At 53.3% G+C, this 26,824-nt stretch carries 19 protein-coding genes; 4 read left to right on the forward strand and 15 right to left on the reverse strand.

Features of this window, described 5'->3' with window-relative positions; all coding sequences use genetic code 11:
- Window positions 1-21: 21 nt before the first annotated feature.
- From J2Z70_RS04270 to J2Z70_RS04280, 3 genes are all read right to left on the reverse strand, one after another.
- Window positions 22-5,445, reverse strand: coding sequence for a diguanylate cyclase (locus J2Z70_RS04270; protein ID WP_209869773.1), 5,424 nt, complete (start codon window positions 5,443-5,445; stop codon window positions 22-24).
- A gap of 12 nt (window positions 5,446-5,457) precedes the next feature.
- Entirely contained in the window at window positions 5,458-6,624 is a 1,167-nt protein-coding gene (locus tag J2Z70_RS04275) for a small-conductance mechanosensitive channel (RefSeq protein ID WP_209869776.1), read from the reverse strand.
- Between the two features lie 162 nt (window positions 6,625-6,786).
- Window positions 6,787-7,248 carry a GNAT family N-acetyltransferase gene (locus tag J2Z70_RS04280; protein ID WP_209869779.1) on the reverse strand — a complete coding sequence of 154 codons (462 nt, stop codon included), beginning with the start codon at window positions 7,246-7,248 and terminating at the stop codon, window positions 6,787-6,789.
- A gap of 151 nt (window positions 7,249-7,399) precedes the next feature.
- Here J2Z70_RS04280 and J2Z70_RS04285 point away from each other — a divergent pair, with 151 nt between their 5' ends.
- From J2Z70_RS04285 to J2Z70_RS04295, 3 genes are all read left to right on the forward strand, one after another.
- Window positions 7,400-8,326, forward strand: a complete 927-nt coding sequence (locus J2Z70_RS04285; RefSeq protein ID WP_209869782.1) for a TIM barrel protein — start codon at window positions 7,400-7,402, stop codon at window positions 8,324-8,326.
- A 99-nt stretch (window positions 8,327-8,425) separates the two neighbouring features.
- Window positions 8,426-8,851: a VOC family protein gene (locus J2Z70_RS04290; protein ID WP_209869785.1), complete on the forward strand. Its 426-nt coding sequence runs from the start codon at window positions 8,426-8,428 to the stop codon at window positions 8,849-8,851.
- Between the two features lie 195 nt (window positions 8,852-9,046).
- Window positions 9,047-9,451 carry a CBS domain-containing protein gene (locus J2Z70_RS04295; protein ID WP_036733033.1) on the forward strand — a complete coding sequence of 135 codons (405 nt, stop codon included), beginning with the start codon at window positions 9,047-9,049 and terminating at the stop codon, window positions 9,449-9,451.
- Window positions 9,452-9,554: 103 nt separating this feature from the next.
- Here J2Z70_RS04295 and J2Z70_RS04300 read toward each other — a convergent pair whose 3' ends face one another.
- The 9 genes from J2Z70_RS04300 to J2Z70_RS04340 form a co-directional block, all read right to left on the reverse strand.
- A complete protein-coding gene (locus J2Z70_RS04300; RefSeq protein WP_036733063.1) occupies window positions 9,555-9,824 on the reverse strand; it encodes an STAS domain-containing protein in 270 nt (89 codons plus the stop codon).
- Between the two features lie 10 nt (window positions 9,825-9,834).
- A complete protein-coding gene (locus J2Z70_RS04305; protein WP_342592987.1) occupies window positions 9,835-11,844 on the reverse strand; it encodes a methyl-accepting chemotaxis protein in 2,010 nt (669 codons plus the stop codon).
- 21 nt (window positions 11,845-11,865) lie between these two features.
- Window positions 11,866-12,258 (reverse strand): ATP-binding protein, encoded by a 393-nt coding sequence (locus tag J2Z70_RS04310; RefSeq protein WP_209869788.1) that lies wholly within the window; start codon window positions 12,256-12,258, stop codon window positions 11,866-11,868.
- A 110-nt stretch (window positions 12,259-12,368) separates the two neighbouring features.
- Window positions 12,369-13,799 carry a PAS domain S-box protein gene (locus J2Z70_RS04315; protein ID WP_209869791.1) on the reverse strand — a complete coding sequence of 477 codons (1,431 nt, stop codon included), beginning with the start codon at window positions 13,797-13,799 and terminating at the stop codon, window positions 12,369-12,371.
- Between the two features lie 178 nt (window positions 13,800-13,977).
- Window positions 13,978-14,724, reverse strand: coding sequence for a type I methionyl aminopeptidase (map, locus tag J2Z70_RS04320; RefSeq protein ID WP_036733023.1), 747 nt, complete (start codon window positions 14,722-14,724; stop codon window positions 13,978-13,980).
- Window positions 14,725-14,964: 240 nt separating this feature from the next.
- Window positions 14,965-16,680, reverse strand: a complete 1,716-nt coding sequence (gene cysI, locus J2Z70_RS04325) for an assimilatory sulfite reductase (NADPH) hemoprotein subunit (protein WP_209869794.1) — start codon at window positions 16,678-16,680, stop codon at window positions 14,965-14,967.
- Between the two features lie 33 nt (window positions 16,681-16,713).
- Window positions 16,714-18,567: an assimilatory sulfite reductase (NADPH) flavoprotein subunit gene (locus tag J2Z70_RS04330; protein ID WP_209870212.1), complete on the reverse strand. Its 1,854-nt coding sequence runs from the start codon at window positions 18,565-18,567 to the stop codon at window positions 16,714-16,716.
- A 250-nt stretch (window positions 18,568-18,817) separates the two neighbouring features.
- Complete coding sequence (lspA, locus tag J2Z70_RS04335) at window positions 18,818-19,282, reverse strand: signal peptidase II (protein WP_209869796.1); 465 nt, start codon at window positions 19,280-19,282, stop codon at window positions 18,818-18,820.
- 221 nt (window positions 19,283-19,503) lie between these two features.
- Entirely contained in the window at window positions 19,504-20,478 is a 975-nt protein-coding gene (locus J2Z70_RS04340) for an aldo/keto reductase (protein ID WP_209869799.1), read from the reverse strand.
- A gap of 194 nt (window positions 20,479-20,672) precedes the next feature.
- Here J2Z70_RS04340 and J2Z70_RS04345 point away from each other — a divergent pair, with 194 nt between their 5' ends.
- Window positions 20,673-21,095, forward strand: coding sequence for a hypothetical protein (locus J2Z70_RS04345; protein WP_209869802.1), 423 nt, complete (start codon window positions 20,673-20,675; stop codon window positions 21,093-21,095).
- A gap of 196 nt (window positions 21,096-21,291) precedes the next feature.
- Here the strand turns inward: J2Z70_RS04345 and J2Z70_RS04350 are convergent, their stop codons facing one another.
- From J2Z70_RS04350 to J2Z70_RS04360, 3 genes are read right to left on the reverse strand one after another with little or no spacing between them, the layout of a single operon-like run.
- A complete protein-coding gene (locus tag J2Z70_RS04350; protein WP_209869805.1) occupies window positions 21,292-24,579 on the reverse strand; it encodes an ATP-binding protein in 3,288 nt (1,095 codons plus the stop codon).
- Window positions 24,566-24,937, reverse strand: a complete 372-nt coding sequence (locus J2Z70_RS04355; protein WP_076079258.1) for a response regulator transcription factor — start codon at window positions 24,935-24,937, stop codon at window positions 24,566-24,568. The genes J2Z70_RS04350 and J2Z70_RS04355 overlap by 14 nt, the downstream gene beginning before the upstream one ends.
- A gap of 49 nt (window positions 24,938-24,986) precedes the next feature.
- Window positions 24,987-26,621, reverse strand: a complete 1,635-nt coding sequence (locus J2Z70_RS04360; RefSeq protein WP_209869808.1) for a GGDEF domain-containing response regulator — start codon at window positions 26,619-26,621, stop codon at window positions 24,987-24,989.
- Between the last annotated feature and the right edge of the window lie 203 nt (window positions 26,622-26,824).

Consider the following 26,824-nt stretch of genomic DNA (forward strand, 5'->3'; position numbering starts at 1 on the left):
ACATCTCTTATCGCTTGAATCTTATCGCTCGAACAATGTAACACAGTTGCGCCCTTCCGCCTTTGACTGATACAGTGCATCGTCACCCAGCTTGTAGATATCCTCCTCGCGCAGACCGTCAACAAGTACGGCGGCTACGCCGATAGAGACGGTAATTCTTCCGTATTCCGGACTTTGGTCATGCTGAATCCCCAGCTCCGCAATGCTTCGTCTGATCAATTCAGCGAACACACGGGACTCTGGAGGGGTAAGTCCGGCGGCCACAATCCCGAATTCTTCACCACCCAGCCGGAACGCGGTTCCATCCGCCTGTTCAGCCAGCTCCTTCAGTACCCCGCCGATTCTGCGCAGTACCGTATCGCCTTCATAATGTCCGTAGGTATCATTGAATTTTTTGAAATAATCAATATCCAGCATCAGGTAGGTTAAATACCTTTTGCCTGCAGCAGCCTTGTCCACCTCATCCAGGAACAGCTTATTGAAGTATCTGCGGTTGTACAGCCCGGTTAATTCATCGGTGATCGAGATCTTTTCAATCAGTCCGATATATTTGCTCAGCTCCCCGTTGTTGAACTCCAGCTCCTTCGTCCGCTCGGCTACCAGTTCCTCCAGATGCTCCTTATGGCGCCGCAGCTCCTCTTCCGCCTTCTTCCGCTCGGTAATATCCTTGATCGTTCCCTGAATCGCCGGCTTATCCTGATACATAATCCGGACAACCTTGTGAATGACGATAACTTCATGCGACTTATCCTTATGCAAAAGCCTAGTCTCATACTCTTCCGGTGCCTGCTTGCCCTCGACTCGTCTGGCATAATAATGCATCACCTTCTCCCGCTCCGGCGGCGTAATGAAATTCCCGAAGGGCTGCTCCAGCATCCCGCCCGGTTCATAGCCCAGCATCTGCTCCAGCGCCTCATTAACATAGACACACCGCATATCCTGGACCACGAACACCCCGTCCTGCAGGTTGTTGACTAATTGGCGGTATTTCTCCTCAGAGCGCTCAAGCTCATTATACAGACTGGCATTCTCAAGCGAGAAGACCATCTCTCTGGACAGCAGATTGATAATCTTCATCCGTTCCTCAGTGAATACACCGGTGACCAGATTATTCTCCAGATAGATGATGGCAATCGTCTTATTCTGGTTAATCAGCGGCATGCAGACCATCGATTTCGGCTGCTGCCTCACAATATAAGGATCATTCACGAATGGAGTCTCGGAATAGGCATCATTGTAGATCAGGCTCTCCCGGCTCTCCTCCACCTGTCTGATGATCGCAGCAGGCAGATTGTCCAGCTGATGCGACTCATGAATGGCCACAGAGATCCGGTCCGTGTCCGCTTTATATTCCCCTTCGACCAGAAGATTGGCCTTGGAGGTCATCAGGATGCAGCCCCGCTGCGCTCCGGCATTCATGATCACAATCTCCATCAGCGCTTCCAGCAGGTGGTTCAGCTCAATTTCTTTGGAGATGGCCTGTGAAGCCAGAATGATGGAATTCAGATCAATGCTCTCAGTATAATCGGTCACCGTCCTGCCGTGCATGAACTCCTTGTTGCTGATTTTCTGGTCAAGAGCAGGGTATCGCTCCTTGATGAACGCGATCTTCTCCTTGGCGCCCCAGACCGAATAATAGTATTCGGATTGTCTCAGCAGATAGGCGGCGAACTCGTTGAAGCCCTTGTCCATATAGTACCGGGCCGCCAGCTCGTTGCAGAGTGCCTTATAGCGGACGAAGCTTCCCTGCTCGCTGGCCTCAATGGCCAGATCATAATAATAGCCTGCGCGCGTACTGTTCCCGGAGATCCGGGCCCATTCGGCCCTCATCAGATATTCATGCTGGCGGAAGGTTCCCGGTGCATTGCTGGCCCATTTGCGTACCCGCCCAAGCTCCTTGCGCATTTTGGACCTGGCCTTCCGCTTGCCGTTCACACCCAAATCCTTGTAAGCATAAGCCAGATTCAAGAAGGTGTAGAGCGCGAATTCCTCCATAAAAGCCGAACCGGCCAGCGTCCCGATAATCGGATAGGCCCGCTCGATATACTCCAGCGCTTCATCATGCTTCTCGTAGAGAAACAGCAGCTTCATTTTGTAGATATAATAAATCGCAATCCCTGAGTAATACCTCGCTTCCTGCAATTCGTGCAGATAGACCTCTTCGCTAAAGGCTTCATTGTTGAATGAGGTGCGGTCCGGCAGCTCTCCGGCAAGACTGAGGTAATACTGGCGGGCCAGCTGCGCTGTGGCAAGCGACTCCCTGTACTTCGTGTTCTCAATCATAGAGATCGTACGTGCACTTTCCTGAAGCAAAGCCGGGATGTCCATCGACGGATTCCAGAGATTCACATAGAAGGCGGAATGGGCCAGATAGAGCAGATCGCCTGTCCGCAGACTGGCTTCAATTGAGGTGCCGAACCAGTCCTGCAACGTATCCCAAGGCTCGGTCCAGGCGTGGCTGAACAGCGTATACAGGACATGCGCCGCGCCTTTCCACTGCAGATCATTGAATTTGTCATTAATTCTGATCCCGAGACGTCCATAAGCGAAGGCCCCCCGGGTATCGCCGAATCCGGACAACAGCATGGCATAGCCGATAAAAGCAAGCGCCGACTCCGGCGAGTTACCGTATTTCAGCGTCAGCCCCACCTTCTTCAGCACCACCAGCCCGAACAGCGAGGTCTCTCCCGAGATAAACGCCGGCGGTATAAAGTTAACCAGCAGCCGCATCACCAGTTTCATCTCCGGGTCCTGCATCTCCGGCAGTGCAAAAATCGTCTCCGGCGTTCTCGCCCGCAGCGCGGCCTTAACGACCAGCAGCTCCTTAAGGACGGCGGGCATTCCAACCTTGGCCGGAATCTTAATTCCAAGCGCCTTCAGTCCCCGTCTCCCCGAAGCAATCGACTCGGGCATCATGCCAAGGTACATATAATGATTGGTCTGCATCTCATAGATTTCCGCAATAGCCATCCGCTCCGTAGTCTGCTCCAGCAGCAGACGGCAAGCCAGATCCCCCTGATCGATATGATGAGTGAGATAGCTGCATTCCGCATACAGCCTGTAGATCTCCGCCGCCTGCCCCGGGTCTGTACTCCAGATCTGCTCCGGGAGCAATTCCATTGCCGCTTCAAGCAGTAAGAAGGCCGAATCATACCCGTATCCTGCTTTGGCCTTATGTGCTGCCCGCAGATTCAGAGCGACGATCTCACGCGCCTCAGCGCTATCGGTGATTAACTCCAGCCCTTGATTGATATGGGTTGCGATATCGACCAGCTTGTCCTCGACCTCCTCCTCTGTGAGATTCCGCAGCAGGAGCCGGCCGATACTAAGATGAAGCCTCTTCCCCCGTTCTGGATCGAGCAGCTGGTAGAAAGCCTGCTGAATCCGGTCATGGGCGAATTTCAGCCGGATGCCCACCTGCGCAGCCTCGGGGCCGGATTCAGCCAGCGTAGCGGAGAATATGGCATACTTATGGTCAGCAGGGACGATATATTCTTCCTGGACCGCCCGGGTAATCGCAGCGGCAATCACCTCCGGCGCTTCTTCGCCGATCAGCGTCAGCATCCCGTAGTCGAATACACTGCCGGCCGCCGAGCTAAGCATCAGGATATGACGGACCTCCTCCGGCAGATGCTGCAGCTGTCCGACCAGGAAATCCACCACACTGTCATGGACCGGCAGCGCCTCCAGCCGCTCCAGGCTCCAGCTCCATTCCCCGTCCCGCTTGTCGAAATAGATAATCCCCCGCCGGTAAAGATCCTTCAGAATTTCCGTCAGGAAAAAGGAATTCCCCTTGGACCGCTTGTATAACCGTCCGGTAATTCCTTCAACGCGTTCCATGCTGCTGTATAGCGTGTCTGCCACAAGGCTTTGTACATCTGTCTCTTGCAGCGGCTGAAGATGAATACGTCCAACCTCACGGTTTTTGCCGATCTTAACCATCGCGGCGAACAAGGGATGACCTTCATGGATCTCATTCTGCCGGAAGGAGCAGATCACAAACATCCGCTGCAGATGGTTATCCAGCACCAGCTTCTCCACCAGCTGCAGGCTGGAATAATCCGCCCACTGGACATCATCCAGGAAGAGAACCAGCGGCCGGTCCGGTTGCGTCATGGCCTGCACGAACTTGGCAAAGGTCAGGAAGAACCGGTTCGTCTCCTCGGCCGGGCTCAGCGGCTCCGGCTCCGGCTGGGTCCCCATCCAGGAGGCAAGCTCAGGGATTAATCCTGTAATTACACCGCCGTTGCCGCCAAGCAGCCGGGTCAGTGAACGGCTGACTTCACTCCTGTACTCCTCATCCGGACTCTCCAGCAGCTGGCTGACCAGTCTGCGGAAGGCCTGGATGAGCGCACTGTACGGAATGTTCTTATTGTACTGGTCGAACTTCCCTTCCGCGAACAGCCCCTTATCCCGGCTGATCGTCCGGTGCAGCTCATGGACCAGTGCTGTTTTGCCTGCACCTGCATCACCGGAGACCAGCATAACCTGTGAACTCCCGTTAACGCTGCTGCGGAAGGCCGCCTCCAGGGTGGACAGCTCCTGCTGTCTGCCGACTATTTTTTGCGGAATGCGGAAGGTGTTCAGGAGATCCTCCGTTCCAATCACGAAATCCGCCTGCCCGGCCAGGCATCTCTTCAGATCGGCCTTAATGCCGTGAGCGCTGCGGTACCGGTCCTCCGACGACTTCTCCATCAGCTTCATAATGACTGCCGACAAGCCCCTGCTAACCCTGCCTCCGGTTGCATGGTAAGGAGAGACGGCTTCCTTCGCAATAATGGAATAGATCTGCTCCAGCATCTCGGACGATGGATACGGCATAAGGCCGGTCATCATCTCGTACAGGACGACACCCAGTGAATAGTAGTCACTCCGGTAATCAATATTCCGGTTCATCCGGCCGGTCTGTTCCGGTGAGATGTACAGCAGACTGCCCTCCAGCACGCCGCTGTTCTGGAAATCCCGTCTCTCCTTGGACAACTTCACCGCAAGGTCGAAATCAATCACCTGGACAATATCCCGCTCCCGGTTCCAGATGATATTCGACGGCTTGATATCCTTATGGATCACGTTCTGCTCATGGATGGAGCCGAGAATATCCACAACCTTGACCGCCAGTCTCAGTAAATCCTCCTCCCCCGGCTGCTCCTCCGCCAGAATCCGCTTCAGCGAACGTCCGCATATATCCTCAAGGACCATGACATACAGACCGTTCTGCTCTTCAAGCCTCAGGGGACGGATAACCCCTTCTGTAGTGGTGCTAAGCTCAGTAAGCAGCTTATATTCCTGCTTGAAGCGCATCACCGCTTCGGTTCCGGCAAATTCCGATTTCAACACCTTGAGAATGACCGTTTCTGCAGAAGAAGCCTCTGTGCAGCGGTATACAGCTTTTATCGGATTATCTGAAATGGTCTCCAGGACCTGATAATGGTCATTAGCAATCATTGTACTCCACCTTTAGCCTTGTTCTTCCGTAACCTCAATATCGGCATCGAATTTAAATACATAGGCAGCAATCAGCCAGATAATCCAGCAATTCAGTCCAAAGAACAGATAACCGAAATACCCCAGAACCGGCATCTCGGAGAAAATATGAAACTTGTCCAGATAAGGCACAGAGTATTTCCAATAATTCGGGTTGGTGGGGGCATCATCATGGAACCACTCACTGCCAAAGTTCCAGAACTCCCAGAAGAAGCCGTTGAACAGCGTAGCCAGCCCAACCAGAATCACCTTGGACCAGTCTCCGTTCTTCACCGGAGTGAAGGGGGTCCAGTAACCGGCAAGCGCCATCGCTGCGGACAGCATCGGAACCAGCGCAACCCACAGCACCCAGAACAGCAGGTACGGATAATAGCCCATGCCGAAGGCCAGAATCAGCCCGAGAATATAATAGATGATCAGCCACATGCGTGATACGTTCAGCTTAGGCCCATGGCTATAACGGTTGCGGAACAGACGGAAGGTCTTGAGGAGTAAATACCATTCGAAGATGGCCGGAAGGACAGTGGTATAGGATAAGGAGAACCAGAACACATTGCCGAAGTTAGAGAACACTTCATTATTAGGGTAATACCAATTCTCCAGGACGAAGAAATTCAGGTATTCAAAAGCAAACCAGCTGAAGCAGGATACCACCGCCAGCAGCTGCATCACCCGGGGCTTGCGCGAGATGATCGAGGCTCCATGATTTCTCCGGTAGACCAGCCCGTCAAGAATCAGAATAAAGGACCACCAGAGGGGAACAAACGTGTAAGACTCCAGCGAGATAAAGAGCTCCACCCGTGCCCACATCAGGAACCAGCTAAGCGCAAGCACCGGCAGGCTCCACCAGAACCAGACAGGGAAAGGGGTGGCCGCCCCCGCCTTCCGGGGTGCCTCCTCCGTCTTCTTGAAGCCGAACCATCCGGGGAATACCAGGACCAGTGTGATGATCAGGGCCACGACACAGGCGAGCGAGAAATACAGCAGGCTGAACCCGGGGTCAGCTTCGACCTTCTGGGCCGGGAAATCCCCATAACCCAAGGGCATCCCCTTCCATTTCGCCAGACTGCCGAGTAACGGGAGCAGAAAGATAAGTCCGAAGGTAACGATTAAGAATACTGTCTTTTTCCATGTTTTCATTGTGCAAAACCCCGCTTATGTATGTAGTTGAAAGTCGAATTTTGTTGATAGTCGCTAATATTCGATAACACTCCAGTTTATTCCTGCTGGCCGCACACAAAAAAATGCCCCACCGTCCATTTCCATGACGTATGGAGCATCAGTGCGGGGCAACAGAGCCCATTATCCCTTCAAATCCAGCTTCATGCTCAGTGAACGTATCCCATGCTCTTCTTCCTCTTCACCAAGCGATACGAATCCCTGGGAGGCATAGAAGCCAGTAGAATTCGGGGAAGAGTTCACCGTGATCTGCGTGCTCCCTCCCGCTCTCATCCGGTCAACCGCATACCGCAGCAGGGTCTTGCCGATTCCGGTTCCCTTATAAGCATTCTTCACGAACAGCAGAGAGATATGCTGATGATTACGCAGCTCTATGATTCCTGTAATCTCTTGCCCGGTAAGCGCAATGAAGATCTCGTGATTCTCCAGCATCCGCCTTGCAATGGCGGCAAGCTCAATGTACCTGTAGAATTCAATAACACCCTGCGCTGAATAATTGGCGGCAATATGTATATCAAACGCCTCTCGGATCAATGGAGTGATCCGCTTCTCCTCACCCGGCAACAACTGTCTGATTGCTGTCATACGGCCATTCTCCTTTAGTGTGACTGGTTGCTATAACTCTCTAATTATATCATAATTAAGGGAATTTCGCCCATTAATAGTTGCAGATGAACACAGTATTCTGGCGAATAATTTATCATTAATAAAAATCAATATATACGGGGTGAGCGGAATGCAGCAATTTATGATAGGCCAATATGGAGGATTTGATTACGGCAAGTTCCACAAGGATTTCAAGGCCGAATTCTATGGAATTGAGGCTTGTTCTTTCCCCTCCGATGAAGATTGTCAGACGCTGATTGAAGCAGCACAAAAGCACAGATTCCACACAGGAGTCCATTATCCGCTCCGGGCCAATCCTGCCAGACTAAGAGATGCCCTATTTCTCTCACCGGATGATTACGAGCGTTCTGAAGCATTCCAGCAGATCCAGGAAGAGCTGGATTATATGGTAAGGCTACAACCCGGTTACGTATTATTTCATTATCCGAAGCCAGTCATATTAGATTCACGGGTGGACTGGAGTACTTGGCGATTTGCTGACCGGAGGGAATATATCCATGAGGTTGACCTTTCTCTGAATGAACTGATTCAGCACAGTAAATATCTATTTGAATGGCTTAGCCGGAAGGGCCGGGAGTACAGGTTCCAGCCCATTCTGGAGTTCGACGGACTGAACAGTTACGTCTACCAGCATGATTTTCTGGAACAGCTATTGATTACATATCCCGACATTAAGCTGTGTCTGGATACCGGCCGATTGTATCAGCAGGATAAGCTTGACCCTAATTTCGATGCCCGTGCCCTTCTGAGAAAATACACCAAATATGCGGCGTTGATCCATCTGTCGAATGTTCAGATTAACGAAACCATCCAGCACGGCCATTACCCGGTCCTGCCGGAGTTAAGCCCTGGGGAGGGCTGGGCCCCGATCGAAGACTATCTGTGCATTATCCGTGAGGAGAACAGCGAAGCGAAAATCATGTTCGAGCACCGCTCAGACCTCATCTCCGCACAAGATCTGAACCGTTGTTATGCTTGGGTAGATCATATCCTAAACAGAGTCCACAAGAATTCTCCGGCTTCTCCAGGGCGATGATGGCACAGCCTGCCCCGAATATTTGTAAATGCACAGGCACATGCTACAATGGGACCGTATTCGTCCTTGCCTTAATTTAACACAAGAGGAGTGACAGCTGTGGCAATTAATGTGTACCTGAATTTCAATGGCAATACCCGAGAGGCTGTAGAATATTACGCTGAAGTGTTCGGGACCGAACCTCCGCATATCATGACCTTCGGCGAGGCTCCGCCAGATCCGTCCCATCCTGTACCGGAAGAAGCCAAACACCGCGTCATGCACGCCAATCTGATGATTGCCGGCAGCCCGGTCATGTTCTCTGACGTATTCCCCGGTATGCCGTACACGGAAGGGAATAATATCAGCCTAACGGTGACGGATACCGATGCAGAGAAGATTCGTCACTGGTTCAACAAGCTGAAGGAAGGCGGAACTGTGCACATGGAGCTGCAGGAGACCTTCTGGAGCAAGGCCTACGGGAACCTGAAGGACAAATTCGGCATCCACTGGCAGCTTAGCCACGACAACGGCCAGAACGGCTAACTCCCTTAAAGCGCTTAGGATATGACGGTTCTTCCCCTGGAAGGACGGCATATCCTTTTTTCTGTGGCCTCATATCCGCAGCGTAACCGCAACATCTCAAAGTTGTAACCTGATTTTTAATGCGCTTACATCCTGTTCTATGTTTTAATTGTAATAACGTTATGTATTTCATCCTACTGTAAAGGAGACTAACCTATGGAAATATCCTCATTTTTGCTGCCCAAGGATCAGGTTGCGTACATCACCTCCTCGATCTCCATGCGGGAAGCGCTGGAACAGCTGGAGAATCATTATTATTCGGCCATTCCGATTATTGACGATGCCGGTAAATATGTTGGGACCTTGTCGGAGGGCGATCTGCTATGGAAGCTGAAGAACACCGACGGTCTGAGCTTCGCGAATATGAACGAGGTGACCGTCGGCACCATTCAGCGTCATGTGCATAACGAGAGCGTCGAGATCCACGCGCAGATGGAGGATATGCTGACCCTGGCAGCAGACCAGAACTTCGTTCCGGTAGTGGACGACAGCGGAATCTTCCTCGGCATCATCCGCCGTAAGGATATCATCGAGTATTACACACGCAATATTACCGATTAGCAGCATGCGCCACATTGCAGGATCAAGTGATTCAACCGGAAGCAACGGCAAAGGCAGGACCGTCCTGCGAAGGGCGGCCCTGCCTTTGTTCAAGTTAACAGGTCTATATGATTTCAAACACATTGGTCAGGCGGGTCAGCTCAAAAATCTTCCGCACATTGTCATTGAGCCCCGTCAGCCTGATGGTGCCTCCAGCCTCTACACATTTCTTGTAGGAGCTGACAATCACTCCAAGACCGGTACTGTCAATGAAACGGCAGGTCCCGAAATCAAGCAGGAAGCTTGAATGTCCCCCAAGAATATAACCCCGTACTGTCTCCCTGAACTGACCGGCTTCCTCAACCGAGAACAGCTCCGGCATCTCAATGATCATCTCGCTCAAGCTACTCACCCCTGATTTTAAATTTCTCTACAAGAATCTCCAGCTCATTAGCCATGGCACTGATCTCCTGAGCGGAGGCCGCAAAATTATTGACCGTTGCTGCCTGCTCTTCTGTAGCGCTGGATACATTCTCTGTGTTTGCTGCCGCGAGTTCCGAGATCGTGCCCATGGAATCAATCAGCTTGATGATCTGGTCTGAGGTAGCTACTTCATCTCTGGTAATATCCAGAATCTCCTGCACATTGTCCGTGATCATCTCAACAGATTGTATGATATGGACGAAGGCTCGGTCCGTCTCATTCACAATGCTCACGCCGCTCTCTACTGCTCCGGCCGCGCCTCTCATCGAATCTACAGCCTCGGTGATCCGCGAGATCATCTCGTTGACCAGATCCGTAATCTCACCGGCATTGGTGTGGGTCTCATCCGACAGCTTCCGGACTTCACCGGCCACCACACTGAAGCCCCGCCCGTTCTCTCCTGCTCTCGCGGCTTCAATTGCCGCATTCAGAGCCAGCAGATTCGTCTGCTCGGCAATCTTGTTGATGGTACCGGTAATTGCGGATACCTGCTCCGACAACCCGCTGACCGTATACAATGATGCTTCGGTCTCTTTGGTGCTGCTGTGAATGGTATTCATTGCTTCTACGGTATGAATGACTCTGGCTCTGCCTTCCTGTGCCGCCTGATGGGTAGTCTCCGCATTGCCGGAGGTAGCCGACGCCTTGCTCTGCGCCAGCTGCACCAGACTGGAGAGCTGAACGAGCACCTGGGAAGCATTGATGACCGACTGGTTGTTGTTCTCTGCGCCGGATGCAATCTCCTGGGTACTGGAGCTGATCTCCTGAATAGAGGCGCTGATCTCCTCTGAAGATGCCGCCATCTCCTCGGACATGGAGGTGAGGGACAGGGAACCCGCTCTCACTTTCTCAATAATTGCCTCCTGCTTGTCAATCATGGTGTTGAACGATTCACTCAGCAATTGGAGCTCATCCCCGGTTTGAATGGACGTATGAACGGTCAGGTCGCCGTCACCTGCCAGACCCATCGCCCGCTCCAGCTTCCGGATCGGATTCACAATATTCCGGGTGGTGAAGAAATACGCTGCCACCATAGCAACGGCAATACAGACCAGGATGAGGATCAGCGTAGTGTTACGGATTTCGGCTGCCGGAGCCATGTAATCCCGCACATTTGCCGTTGTGGCTACAACCCAATGGCCTGCGGGCTGAAAAGAAACATATTTATGTACGCCTTCATAGGTGTAGAAGCCATGCGCGGTGTCTCCCGCCTTCATCCGCTGGACCAGCGCATTCAATTCAGCATTGCTGCCGCTGTCCAGCTTCTCCTTCAGCACCTTGTCCTGCTCCGGATGCGAGACGATGAGGCCGGTACGGTCAAGCATATATCCGTATCCATGCTCTCCAATCTTCACCCCGGTAACCGGCGCAGCGATGTTCTCAAATAAGGCCGTTCCGATCAGCACGCCGGTAATCTGATCCTTCACCCGCAGCGGTCTGGCGATCGCTACGATGTACTGATTCGTCTCCCGTGACAGGATAACCTCACTGACTGCGTCCTTGCCCTGCAGCGCTTCCTGGAAGTAGGGACGGTCCTTCACATCAGCCCCCGGCTCCCCGGAGCTGCTGGTCATCAGCACCCTGCCGTTTGTATCTGCAATAATCAGCGATTCCAACAGCTTGGTGTTGTCTTTCTGCACACCGGAAATATACTGAAGCGCTGTGCTTTTGAGGGAGGCTACAGACGGATTCCCGGCAAAATCGGCCAATACGCTGTTCATGCTGGCGATCCCCAGATTCGTGCCAACCGCTTCAAGCTCAGCATCCACCGCCTTCGCAGAAGAAGCCGTGGTCCCTCTTAATTCCTCTTCAATCGTCTTCTGCAGGGCACCGGATGCCAGCTGATAGGATACATAGCCGGATATGCCCAGCGGGATGCTGATAATCAGAAACAACAGGATGCTCATTTTAACTTTTAAACTTAATTTCACAGAACTCTCCCCTTCTTGACTCTATAAGGAACAGATACTCTTGCTGATGTACATCGTATGATGTATCATCTCAGCACTGTCCGAGAAGCAGCGGATCAGATACAAGCCCCGGCCTCCTTCTTCCAGCAATTCATCACACCCGACAGCCTCCGGGAACACCACCTTGCCGTCCCCGGCCCCCGAATCCTCAATCTGCAGCTTAAGCAGCTGATCCATAAGCAGATATCGGATGGTAATCGGCTTGCTGCAATCGCTGAGGTTCCCGTGATAATAGGCATTGGTCACCGCTTCGATCAGAATCAGGCGGATATCAAAAGCATAGGCTTCGAGGTCAAGCTCCCGAATAATTCCGTCAATGATCTTCTGATGATGCTCCAGACCGTGAAGCATCACTTCCTTATGAATAGCTTCCATGGCCCACTCCTTAACAATTCTGAAATCGCCGCTCTGCTGATGTTCCCGCTGACACTCTGCACTCTCTGCCTTCTCTTCCCTGGTCTTACATCAGCAGTGCTCCCCGGTCGTCACTTGATATTCAGGCTGAGCCAAGTGCAATCGTCCTGCAGAGCAGCCCCGGCAAACTTCTCCAGAAGATAACTATGCTCCCGCCCGAGCTCTTCTGTGCTGAACAGCAGCTCCATTCCGTCACTATAGAAGCAAAAGCGGTCTCCGGACTCGAACGGGAGGATCTTCTCCTCAAACTCACTGCTCTCAAACATGCCGAGCGGTGCACCCTTAACGGTGACCCTCTCCATGCCCCTGCCCCGGGGGACATAAAGAAATTCATTAATCCCGGCTCCGGCAGCCTTCAGCCGTCCTGTCTTGAAGTCGAGCAGGAAGCAGCAGCCGGCGACATAATCCTCACCCAGATGCTGCAGCGCTTTGGAATTCAGATCGTTCAACACCTGCACGGGGTCCTGTGTACAGGACAGGCTGTCCATGAACAGTACCCGCAGGGCCGAGATATTCAGCGCGGCCGTAATCCCCTTCCCTGTCACATCGCCGATGAAGCCGATGACCTGCTCTTCATTGACTTTATGGAAGATGAAGAAATCGCCGCTTAAGGTTCTGGCCGGAATGTAGAGCTTCTCCAGAACCGCTTTGCTGGAGAGCGGAAAGGATACCGCATGCCGGTGCTCCTGAAGCCGGACCGCCCGCTCCATCTCCCTCTTACTCTCGGTGATATCCCTGAACACCAGCTGCAGCGCCTTGGTCTCCTCATAAATAACCGGCACGCCCGAAATTTCAAGGTCAAAGATGCGGTTGTCCTGCTGCCTGATCAGCCGCTGCTCAATACGGAAGCGTTCCTTCAGGAGGCCTGTTGTCTTCAGCTTGTTATGCTCCGCACTCTGGAAGTACACTTCCTCAAAGAAATCCTCGATCCTTCGGCCGATCAGCTCCTGCTTCGGATTGCCGAACATCCTCTCCGTCTGCTTGTTGGCGAACAGGATCGTGCCCCCGCTGTAGACCAGGATGGGCTCGGGGCAGAGCTCCACCAGATCCCTGTACCGCTCCTCGCTTTCTCTGAGCCGCTGCTCCGAGCGGACCCGTTCGCTGATATCATGAATTACGGTGTACACGCAATTCTTGCCCAGCATCGTCATCATGCCGGTATGAACCTCCACATCGATGGGCTCCCCGCCGGCCAGGATATGGCGGTCGATGAACACACGGTTCTTCCCGTCCATCTCTTCAGGCAGCGCCTTATCCACAAACTCCTGAACCCCCGAAGTCCGGTCAGCGGCCAGATCACAGATCCGGAGCTGCCTGAATTGCCGGATGCTATAGCCGTAGAACTCACAGGCTGCCCGGTTCGCATCAGTAATTCCGCCACTCTCCGGGTCCACCAGCAACGTAATGAGATGATTGTTCTCATAGATGCAGCCATAATGCTCCATACACTGCGCCGGACTCGGGGAGCGATGCAGATTCTTACACGGTTTATCGGTTGCCATTACACAAGCCTCTATTCTATTCAGCATTAAAGTCTACCCATTATATGCAATAAAAAAGAGTCAAGCCGTGAATTCCGACACAGTTAGACAGAAAAACCCGGTCTGCGGCATGAAAACATGACCACAGTCCGGGTTAATCCTTACAAATTGCATGAAGTTATCAGGCTGAAGCTTAGCCTTACAGCTCTGTCAGAATAATCGTCCCCTGCGGAGTTACCGCCAGTGTATGCTCATACTGGGCTGACAGGCCTCCGTCAATAGTGCGTGCAGTCCATCCGTCTGCATCCACCTTGGTCCGGTAGCTGCCCGTGTTGAGCATGGGCTCAATGGTGAACACCATGCCTTCCTTAATGCGCGGGCCTTTGCCGGCCGGGCCGTAATGAGGCACTTCAGGCGCTTCGTGCATCTCCGAGCCAATCCCGTGACCGATAAAGTCCCGGACGACGGAATAACCGTTAGATTCGGCATAGACCTGGATAGCATGCGCTACGTCGCCTATGCGGTTGCCGGCTACAGCCTGCTCGATACCTTTGAATAGAGATTCCTTGGTCGTCGCCAGCAGCTTCTCCGCCTGCTCGCTAATTGTACCCACTCCGTAGGACCAAGCCGAATCCGCCAGCCAGCCATTCAGGTTGACTACCATGTCAATCGTTACAATATCTCCATCCTTCAGCTCCTCATGCTTCGGGAAGCCATGACAGATGACGTCATTCACAGATGCACAGGTGGCATACGGGTAACCGTGATAGCCTTTTTGCTCCGGGGTTGCTCCTTGGGAGAGGATGAACTTCTCGGCAAACTGGTCGATCTCCCAGGTCGTAATTCCCGGCTTGATCAACCCGGCAATCTGCCGGTGGCATTCCGCCAGGATTTTGCCGGCTGCCCGCATCTTCTCAATCTCTTCCATCGATTTCATAATGATCATTCAATTCGCCTCTTCTGTACAGAATCCATTACTCACTATATATAATGGCTCTTGGTTATAATGGGGTATTGCTACTCTATATTATGAAAGAAAACCGCCGAAAATCCAAATAAACAAACAAAATAAACCTGTCTCCCGCAAAAACACCAGAAAACAGGCTCATAATTTGCATTCACGTGATGGCTAATCTGTACAAGTTATTGTTAACTACGGCATATGCAGACCGCCAGGCATCAGCCGTTAGTCGTGGAAATTGAGCCCCGAAGTAACCGCCTTGACATATCCGCTGCGGATCACATAATCGCCGAAGTGCTCACCGGCAAGGCGCTCTCTGGCATAACCATGAATAATCGGCCCGAGGGTGTCCAGTATCTCCCGCTCGTCAATGTTCTCCTTGTATAGCTTGTTCAGCCGGTCTCCGGTAAAGCCAGCACCCAGGTACATATTATACCTGCCCGGACCTTTGCCGATAAAAGCAATCTCGCCGAGCGCCGGTCTGGCACAGCCGTTAGGGCAGCCGGTCATACGGATGATAATCTCTTCATTGCGCAGCCCGGCTTCATCTATGATAACCTCCAGCTTATCGAGCAGGTGCGGCAAATAACGCTCCGCCTCCGCCATAGCCAGCCCGCAGGTCGGCAAGGCTACACAGGACAACGCACTTCTGCGCAGTGCAGAATGATGGGCACCGTCCGTCAGACCGTATTGCTTGGCAAGCTCCGTAATCTTGCGCTTCTTCGCCTGGGTCACACCGCCGATAATCAAATTCTGGTTCGGGGTCAGCCGGAAGTCTCCGCTGTGAATCTTGGCGATCTCGCGCAAGCCGGTCATCAGCGGGTAGCCCTCCTGATCCTGAATCCGTCCGCTCTGGATATAGAGCGTCAGGTTCCATTTGCCGTCCATCCCCTTCACCCAGCCGTACCGGTCGCCATTATGATCGAAATGATAGTCGCGCGCCGGCTCCAGCGTCCAGCCCAGCCGTTCGTGCAGCTCTCCCTTGAACCACTCCAGCCCGTGCCGGTCGATCGTGTACTTGAAGCGGGCGTTCTTGCGAATCGAACGATTGCCGTAATCCCGCTGGATCGTAACCGTTTTCTCCGCCAGATCAATCATCTGCTCCGGACGGCAGAAGCCGATGATCCGGCCCAATTGGGGATAAGTATTCGTATCGCCGTGCGTCATTCCCATGCCGCCGCCAACCGAGACATTGAAGCCGGCGAGCTTGCCGTCCTCCAGAATGGCGATGAAGCCCAGATCCTGGGAGAATACATCTACATCATTGGATGGAGGCACCGCCAGGCCAATTTTGAATTTGCGGGGGAGATAGACCGGACCATAGATCGGCTCAACCACCTTGCTGTCCACGACTTTTTCCCCGTCCAGCCAGATCTCATGATACGCGCGGGTACGCGGGGCAAGATGATCGCTGATTTTGTTGGCCCACTCTTGAACCTCGGCATGAACCTCCGACTGATACGGGTTCGGACCACTCATCACATTACGATTCACGTCACCGCAGGCCGCAAGTGTGGTCATCAGGGTGTCGTTGATCGTTCGGATCGTCTTCTTGAGATTCCACTTGAGCACCCCATGCATCTGAAAAGCCTGCCGCGTCGTCAGGCGCAGTGTCCCATTGCCGTACTTATGGGCCAGCTCATCCATGACAAGCCACTGTGCCGCAGACGCCACACCGCCGGGCGCTACTATCCGCAGCATGAACTGGAAAGCCGGCTCCAGCTTGGAGCGTTCCCGCTCACTGCGCAGATCGCGGTCATCCTGCATGTAGCTGCCGTGGAATTTCAGCAGCCGGTTGTCATCCTCCGGCAGCCCTCCTGTAATCGGATTGCTGAGGGTCTCGACAAGCGCCCCGCGCAGATAATTGCTCTCCAGCTTGATATGTTCAACATCACTCGGCGGTCCGCCAATCGGCTTCACCGCTGGTTCATTATTTGCCATTGCTGATTCTCTCCTCTTTCGCTTGAATCCCGCTTAATAGACATCCCGCTGGTAACGCTGCTCCTGCTGAAGGGTCTCCAGATAGGCGGCAGCCGCTTCCGGGCTTAGTCCGCCCTCCTCCTGGATCACTGTAATCAGTGCCGAATGCACATCATGGGCCATATGCTTCTCATCGCCGCACACGTATACATGCGCTCCTTCCTGCAGCCAGCGGTACAGTTCCTTACTCTGCTCCAGAATACGGTGCTGTACGTACACCTTCTCCTCTGTGTCGCGGGAGAAGGCCACATCCAGCCTGCTGAGGACACCGTCCTTCAGCATCCGCTGCCAGTCCGTCTGGTAGAGGAAGTCTGTAACGAAATGACGGTCTCCATAGAACAGCCAGCTTGGACCCTCAGCCCCCTGCTCTTCACGCTCCTCCAGAAAGGAACGGAACGGGGCAACGCCCGTACCCGGACCGATCATAATTACCGGTACACTGGAATCAGCGGGTAGCTTGAAGTTCGGATTGTTCTGGATATATACCGGCAAGGTGGCACCCGGCTGTACACGCTCAGCACAGTGTACCGAACAGACACCGTAACGCTCACGCCCATGTGACTCATAACGCACAGCCCGCACCGTGAAGTGTACTTCATCCGGGTTGGCATTGTAGCTGCTGGCAATGGAATACAAGCGGGCCGGAAGCTTGCGCAGGATGGTCACGAAGATGCTGGCAGGAGCATTCCAGGGTCCATAGTCTTGAATAAGATCCAGCAGATCCCGGCCCTGAATATACTCCTTCAGCTCTTGCTGCCGCCCGGGGGTCAGCAGTTCCTTAAGGGCAGGTGCGGAGGTAAGCCCAGCAGCCTGTTCCAGGAGCGGCTTCGTCAGCACCGTAATTTCGTAATGCCGCAGCAGCGCCTCCTGTAGCGTGCCTTCTTCCCCCTTTTTGTTCAGCGGAACACGTTCATCCGCATTCCAGCCCATAGCGGCAATGATATCTGCTACCAGCTGCGGGTGATTCTCGGGGTAGACGCCAAGAGAATCCCCCGGCTCAAAGGTAATATTCGATCCGGCAAGCGACAGCTCCAGATGGCGGGTCTCGCGGTCTGAGCCGCGGCCGTTCAGATTAAGATTCTCCAGTACTTCGGCATGGAAAGGATGATTTCGTGAATAGGCGGATTCCAGCGACTCTGCGCTCTCAGCAGCCTGAACCGCTGCATCCGCAATTCCTGCAGCATTCTGCGCGCCGTTAAGAGCGCTGATGACCTGGCCGAACCACTCGGCCACCGGCTCATCATAATCGAGGTCGCAATCTACACGCGGGCTTAACCGCTGTGCGCCCAGCTCTTCCAGCTTCTGATCGAAGTCTTTGCCGGTCTGGCAGAAGAATTCATAGGAGGTATCGCCCAGCGCGAGTACCGAGAAGCGCAAGCCTGGAAGCTGCGGCGCTCTTTTGCTGTAGAGGAATTCATGGAAGGCACGGGCATTATCCGGCGGTTCCCCTTCGCCATGGGTGCTGACCAGCAGCAGCAGGTTCTCTGTCTTCTTCAGTCCATTTGGCTTGAAGCTGTTCATCGCGGACACCGTGACCTTGAAGCCCTGCTCCTCCAGCTTGCGGGAGAGGCTCACGGCGAGCCGCTGGCAGTTGCCGGTCTGGGAGCCGAACAATACGGTCACTTCACGTGATGCTTGCTGCGAAGCGGCAGTTGCCGGCTCTGCTACTACTGCTGGAGCAGCGGGGGAACCTGCCTGGACGCTTGATCCCTGGCTACCCTGTAGCGACAGGGCAGATAAGTACCCGCTTAACCATACCTGCTGTGAAGGTGTCAGCGTGGGCAGAAGCTGATTCAGCAGCTCTGCCTGGTTCTCATTAAAAGGACTGTTTGTAACTTGTAGTTGCAACAATATCGACCTCTCCTTAGCGTGCAATCTTCTTTCCTCTTAATATCATGAACTCAGGCTAACACAATACCGGCAAACGATCAACGAATCATATAACAGGCATCATATTCTTTAAAAGGTAAATACTTGAATAAAATGCACAAAACCCGGCTAAATCATAGTAAAATGCTCTGATTTAGCCGGGTTCATTACTAATTATGATAAGTTGCATTAGATAAAATGATAGACCGGAGATGTCTTTGCCTGCCATTTATAATAGTCTGCGGGTTGCTCTGTGCCGGAAATGGTCCACAAGCAGGTAGATTAGAATGAGAAGGCCTCCGGCATTGATCGCCAGATCGGCCAGATTCATAATCCCGCCATGATTCCCGAAGACCAGGAAATCTGTAACCTGGTGATAAAGTGCCCGGTCAATGGCATTGCCGATAGCCCCGCCAACCAGGAAGCCGCTGGCTGCTTCGAGCAGGGGGCCGCGGATTTTACCCTGACGCCGGTAATAGAAGATTGCTGCTACAAAAATCACGGCAACAATAGCAAAATACTTCCCGAATCCCTGAAAGGAGCTGAAGGCCGCACCGCTGTTCTCATAGTATACAAACCGCAAATGCGGCGTCCAGGAAGGAAGCATCTCCCCAAGCTCCATATGGGTACGCACTATCCACTTGGTCGCCTGATCAAGCATCAGGACGAAGACAGCTATCAGATAAAAAAGCATCGGCAGTTCCCCTATCTTCTCTAGTTGTTCAACTCATGATCAGGGTCATAGTCAAGGCCGTGGTCAAGGTCACTGTTTGTCACAGAATCAGTCTACCATATTCATCTGGATACTTACAAAAATATAGCCGGACCATCCCGTCAGGGACAGTCCGGCTGTTATTCTTCAGGTCATTACGTATCGTATATGCGCTACGGGATGGACAAGGTCCAAGGCTCTGCTTACCAGGCGTAGGCTTCCGGTGCCGGTTTGCCCGGTCCCGGGAAGATCTCGTCCAGCTTCTTCAGTGTGGCCTCATCCAGCGTAATCTCGGTCACCCGCAGGGAGTCCTCGAACTGCTGGATCGTACGCGGCCCGATAATCGGTGCGGTCACAGCCGGATTCGCCAGTACCCAGGCCAGAGCGACCTGATCCTCATGCTCGCCCAGCTCCTTGCAGAGCGCGGAGAACTGCTCCAGCTGGCTGCGGTGCTGCTCCAGCTTGGCTGAACGGGCACTGCGCACCCCGGTCTTCGCGAGTGCATTGCGTCCCAGCAGGCCTCCGGCCAGCGGACTCCATGGAATGACACCCAGGCCCAGCTCCTGTGAGGCCGGCAGCACTTCCAGCTCCGGCGTCCGTTCCAGCAGGTTATAGAGATGCTGCTCGGAGACAAGGCCTAGGAAATGGCGCTCCTTGGCCTTCGCCTGGGCAGCAGCGATATGCCAGCCTGCGAAGTTGCTGGAGCCGATATAATCGGCTTTGCCCTGGGACACCAGGAGCTCGAATGCGCCCCACAGCTCGTCCCACGATACGTTCCGGTCGATATGATGCATCTGATATAGTTCAATATGATCGGTCTGCAGGCGCCGCAGCGAGCCTTCGAAATGGCGTCTGATCTTGTAGGCAGACAAGCCTGAGCCGGAATTGGGACCGTCCTGCTCGTCGAACATGTCATTGTAGACCTTGGTGGCCAGCACTACCTTCTCACGCCGTCCGCCGCCCTGCTGAAACCAGCGGCCGATAATTTCCTCCGTCCAGCCCCGCCGGTCCTGGCCGCCGTACACATTCGCCGTATCGAAGAAATTAATGCCCGCATCGAGGGCCGCATCCATAATTCTGAAGGCTTCCTTCTCCTCCGTCTCCGGTCCGAAATTCATCGTCCCCAGACACAACTGGCTGACCTTTAACCCCGATTTACCCAAATAACTGTACTTCATCGCAATTCCTCCCTTTCACTCCTGCTAGATTGGCTGCTTCATATTCACTATAACCCTTAGAGTCCACTCTAAAGCAAGTTTTGCTGGGATACTTAAGACTAGAACTCAAAGCTTGGTCGTCGCTGCGGTGAACATTTGGCCCTCCGGCCGCTGCCCAGTTTGGAGCACAATGTCTGCTGTTTTCCACATACAATGTGGCCGGTTTTTCGATTACATTCGGCCCACACATCTCCGCCAAGCCCAATGTAGTCGGTTTTTCGATTACATTCGGCCCACACGCTTCCGCCAAGCCCAATGTAGTCGGTTTTTCGATTACATTCGGCCCACACGCTTCCGCCACGCCCAATGTGGTCGGTTTTTCGATTACATTCGGCCCACACATCTCCGCCAAGCCCAATGTAGTCGGTTTTTCGATTACATTCGGCCCACACGCTTCCGCCAAGCTCAATGTAGTCGGTTTTTCGATTACATTCGGCCCACACGCTTCCGTCACGCCCAATGTGGTCGGTTTTTCGATTACATTTGCACCACACACCTCCGCCAAGCTCAATGTAGTCGGTTTTTCGATTACATTCGGCCCACACGCTTCCGTCACGCCCAATGTAGTCGGTTTTTAGCATACATTTTGGCCCCGTCCCACATTCGCCTCTCCGTTCCCCGTCATCCCTTTCCCCCCCACCCGGGAGAACCCCCAAATATATAAAAAAACAAGCCCCAGAAAGAGACTTGTTCCGCTATAATTATAATCGATCATATTATTGCACTACCCATGCACCTACTAAGCAGATACTCAGCACTTACTCTATACTCACTCTAACCCTCACCAAGCGCCGCTCCATGCCCGGCTTCACCGTTATCCGGGAACAGCACCTCGCCTGTCTTCAGTTGAATGTCCACAATCTCCTGAAGCGTACCCGACAGCTCGCCGGGCGGATAGGGCTTGGTCAAATATTTCTGCACATTGTCCATCATGCTCTTATCATCCTTGTCCAGCGCCGAGGAGATGACAATCGGCACCTTCTCGGTCCGGGGATCGTTCTTGAGCATGCGGATCAGATCCCAGCCGTCCAGCTCATCGCCCAGCATCAGATCGACAACGATCGCTACGAAGGGCGTTTTGACAGCCTGGTCAAAAGCTTTTTGCGGATGATAGTGATGGGTGACCCGGAAGCCCTTACCCTTCAGCTCCTCCGAGAGCAGCAATGACAGGCTATAATCATCCTCCACAATCATCACATCCGGCTTCTGCTCCTTGCCAGCGCTCCATCTTAACGAATGTTCCTCCTCCGGGTGGCCGGTCTCTGCCTGCATCACCGGAAGACGGAACCATACCGTCGAGCCTTCGCCCTCCACGGATTCAATCCCGATCGTTCCCTTCTGCTTCTCAATAATCTCCTTGCAGATGGCCAGCCCGAGACCTGTACCGCCAATTCGCTTGGAGGCACTGTTGTCCACTCGGCGGAATTTCTGGAACAGCTGCCCGATCTGATTCTTCGGAATCCCGAGTCCGTGGTCCTGAATCCGTACCATAATCGATCCCGGTTCGTTATGAAGCATGACCTTAATTTCACCTGCGCCCGGCGAGAACTTGATCGCATTGCTCAGCAGGTTGGTCAGCACCTGGATAATCTTATCCTTGTCTACCTCAACCTCGGGATTCAGCGCCTCGTCCTCCAGCAGAATATGGTGGGTACCGCTCAGCTTGTACTGATCGATGACACTCAAGACCGTCTCGCTAAGGTTAACCTTCTCCACATTATACAGCTGTGTGCCGGACTCCATCCGCTGCAGGTCCAGGAAGTCGTTAATCAGCTCCGTCAGACGCTTGGCTTCCTTATGAATCGTCTCCAGATATTTCAGCTGCTTCTCCGGCTTCATGGTTTTGGACAGGAGCAGCTCCGTGAAGCCCAGTACACTCGACAGCGGCGTCCGCAGCTCATGGCTGACGGTGCTGACCAGCTCCGACTTCATCAGGTCCAGCTCATACTCACGGGTAATGTCCCGGTGGACGAACAGCGTCCCTACCCGGACCTCCCGGCGGAAGACCGGTATGGCATAGGCATCCACATGCTTCATGTCTTCCTTGCCGATAGAATACTTCATCGCACTGGACTCAGTGGTATGCTCGGACATCGCCTTCTGGTAAAAGCGACCCAGCTCTTCCGATTCATTCACCTGTAGGGTGAAGTGCTCCATCCAGCGCTCCTTAGGAATCAGCATGCCTTCCGTCCAGTCCTCATAGCTGAACAGTTGGCTGAGCGCCTTGTTGATGTGCTGAATGACGCCGTCCGTGCCAACGAACTGGATGCCCTCATTGACATTGTTCACAATATCCTGATTCAGCTTGCGGCCATTCTCAATCTCCTCGTACATGAACAGGCGTTCAATGGCCAGGGCGACCCGGTTCATCATCCCCTGGATTTCGTCGGTCTCTTCCTCCGTGAACGGGTGCCCGATGCGGGTTCCGCAGAAGACTGCCAGAATCTCATCCTCAGCATTCACCACAGTCGTATAGTAGTCGTAACAATACACCTCATTGGCGGAGATCCCCTGCTCTCTGACCGAGCCCACCCGCTTCACCATGTACGACTTTTCCACGCTCAGGCGGTACAGAATCTCCTTGCTGCCCTCACCGATGTACCGCTCCACATTCTCCGGCGGAACCCCTTTGACCACCGCTATCTTATCCTTGACCAGTAGAAAAAGACTGGAGTCGAACGAGTACAGACGGTTCATGAATTGGTTGAACTTGTCGGCAAATTCCTGCTTGTCCAGCGTATAGGTGATCTCATGATTCAGCTGATTGTTAAGCTCCAGCATCATGGATGTCTGCTCCGTGCTTTTCAGCGTCTCCGCCAGCTCCTGCTGCACATTCTTCATCGAGGTGATGTTATTCGCAATCAGGATATACTGGTAGATCTGGCCTTCATCGTTCAGATAAGGCATGACGGTCAGCTGCAGCCAGAGGGGTGCCCCCTCCTTGGTCTCAAGTTCCGTCTCTCCGCTCCACACGCCGCCGGTCGACAGCTTGCGGATCATTTGCTCTACCTGCGGTTCTGCAATATTATGCAGCTCAAACAGCCGGTAAGTGTATCCGATAATCTCGGAGCTCTTGTAGCCCGTGTAGACGCTCAGATTATCGTTCACGTAGGTGAACACGCCTTTGTTCGACAGAATGCCGACGGCAGAGGTCTGATTCAGCGCCTTCATCATGCTCTCGATTTCACTGAGCGACCGCTCCAGCCTGAACTGCTGATCCTGAAGCTCGTCCTGCTGGGCATGCAGCTCTTCATTCTGCATCATCAGCTCTTCCTCTTTATCCTGGATGCTGTGGGCCATATTCAAGAAGGCCTCATAGAGCCGTCCGATCTCATCCTGCTTATGCAGCTTGCCGAGCATAACCGCCTCGCCGGCCGCCAGCGAATTCGTCGCTTCCTCCAGCTTCACAATCGGATCGATGATAACTTTGAGCATTTGCCAGATCAGCAGGGTGAAGAACAGCAGCAGCAAGGTGCTGAGCATAAAGGCAATGAAGGTGAACGTATCCGCCTGCCTGATGGAGCGGGAGTTCAGCTCATTCAGCAGCGCATCCGAATTGGCTTTGAATTGCTTCGTGTAGCTCAGGAATTCATTCACAGCCCGGGTACTGCCGCTTTGGGACAGGTTCCGGATTCCCTCGTAATCATTATTCTTCACTAAGAGCATCACTTCAGGCAGGGTCTGGCTCTTGTACTGTTCATAGAAGACCTTGAGGTCATCTCTGTACCGGACTTCTTCAGCCGACAGCTTCAGGGAGGAGTACTGCTCCAGAATGCCGTCAAGCCCCTTAACCGCAGCGTTCAGCAGCGCAAGCTCGTTCTCACTCTGAGTAGCCACATAACCTCTCGCCCGGAAAAAGACCTCGCTTAGCGTCACCGCCAGCTCGTTGATCGTCGCCGTCTTATGTTGCAGCACTTCACGTTTCTGATCCAGCTGTTCCTGCTGGGCATTGATATAGAAGACAAGCCCGATTCCTCCGGCCATAATGGCAACGAACAGCAGCAGAAGAATCCGGTAATATTTCGTTTTGATGCTCCGGCCTTTAAGCTTAAGGTTTCTCACTCAGAATATCCTCCACGAGCTGCAGCAGCTCCATCGGGCTGAACGGCTTGGGCATGAAATAACGGGCTCCTGCCTCCCTGGCCCGGTTACGGTCCATCTCCTGTGCCTTGGCGGTCAGCATCATAATCGGCGTCCGGCTCTTCAGCTCCCCGTCCAGCTCGCACAGCACTTCAATGCCTGTCATGACGGGCATCATGTAATCCAGAATCACCAGGTCGTAAGGTTCTGCCGCCAGCCTGGCGAGCGCCTCGCCCCCATTCTCGGCAGTATGGGTCTCCACATTCTCGAGATCCTCCAGCGTATCCTCAATTAGCATGCGCAGAACCTCTTCATCATCTACAATCAGTACCTTTTGCACCATAGCTCACTCTCACCTTTCAGTCATCCCTGCTTGGGATGCATTGCATTTAGAACAGAAACCGGTGGGCCAGACGCTCAATCCGGGTCAGCAGCTCCGGCAGATGGAACGGCTTAATGACATAATCATCCGCCCCCATCTGCAGCGCATGGACAATGTCCCGCTGGTTATTGCGGCCAGTCAGCATGATCACGAGAATGTTCACCTCAGGATAGCCGCTGCGGATCTTCTCCAGCACCTCAAGCCCGTCAAGCCCCGGCATGACGCCGTCCAGCAGAATCACATACTTCTCTTCAGGAGCATACCAGTCCGATTTCAATAAAAGCGCGCCGTCCGCGTAACTCGTAACCTTCACTCTGGCGTTAGTCCCGGGCTGCCAGGCAGCGAAGTGAGTCGTCACCATTCTGCGGATCAGCGGATCATCATCCACAATAATGACATTCAGCAGCGTCTCGCGCTGGCCCAGCAGCAGATCCTGGCTGTAGAGGGTGCTCTGGTTCCTGCCGTTATGCTTGCTGGCATAGAGCGCCAGATCCGCTTCCTCTACCAATATATCGGCATCCTGCACCTCTCCGTTAACCTCGGTCACTCCGCAGGAGAAGGTAACATGGAAGCTCTCACGTTTGGCCTGGAATTCCCGGGCCGCGAAGACCTCCTGAATCCGCTCCATCACAAGCAGCGCCTGCTCCGCAGGCGTATTCGGCATGAACAGGGCAAATTCCTCGCCGCCATAGCGGCAGAAGGTATCCTCCGTGCGGATGGACTGCTTCACCAGCTCCGAGAAGCTCTGCAGCACCTCGTCCCCCATCAGATGCCCGTAAGTGTCGTTAACCTGCTTGAACAGATCCAGGTCCAGCAGAGCAAGGGAGAAGGTCCGCCCAGTCCGTCTGAAATCGGAGATCAGCTGCTTCATCGTCTGGTTGAAGTACTTGCGGTTGAACGCCCCGGTCAGCTCGTCGACAATGATCGATTCCTGCCACTCCTTTTTCAGCTCAAAGCGGTTCTTGATCAGCACCAGGAATAAATCGATGTCCACCGGCTTCTGTATGTAATCCATAACACCCAGCGAGTAGGCATACTTCTGAACCTCTATCGAATGCTCTCCGCTAATCATAATGATCGGAATCCGTTCTTTCTTAGCCTTGCCGATAATCTGCTTCAGTACATCAATCCCGCTGCGGTCCGGCAGCAGAATATCAAGGAGAATCAAATCCGGCTTGTTCTCATAAAAAAGCTTCAGTCCGCGTCCTGCCGACAGCGCAATGCTGACATAATAGGACTCCCGCTCCAGCGATTCCCGCAAAAAAGCAACCAGCTCCACATCATCGTCCACGATCAGAATCTCGTACTGCTGATGGACATTGCCGTGGGATAATGCAATCCCGGGAGTCAACGGGGGCACCGCGCCTTTCGATTCCGGTTCGTTAAAGAGCTCCAGCACCGGATAGATATAATCGCCCCATTCTGCTTCCGTCCAGCTTCTATGGTTATCATCCGAGAAATAGAGCAGCGCATTACCCGAGAAAGCCTCTACGGTATCGAGACCCACAGTGCCCGAGGTGCCCTTCAAATTATGCAGGAAACGGTAAATATCCTTCTCCTCGACTGCTGACTGTTCCGACCATTTCTGCAGAGTTTCTCTCGTGCGCTCTTCAACCAGCTCTTTATATTTTCTCGTTGTCATAATAGCTCCTTATATCCGGCTTATCGTTCAAAACTCAAATAAATCATATTTCACATCAAGTGTCAACATTATTATACGCTCAGGAAAATGCAAGCTCAAATCTCTGATCAGCCCGACACAAAAGCTTTGGTTGATAACCTATCCTTGATTTGACATAATAATTAAAATCGTTCATTCCGTTAATGCGGCAATGAGCGAAGATT

This window comes from Paenibacillus silagei, from assembly GCF_017874735.1.
In the GTDB taxonomy this organism is placed as follows: domain Bacteria; phylum Bacillota; class Bacilli; order Paenibacillales; family Paenibacillaceae; genus Paenibacillus_AQ; species Paenibacillus_AQ silagei.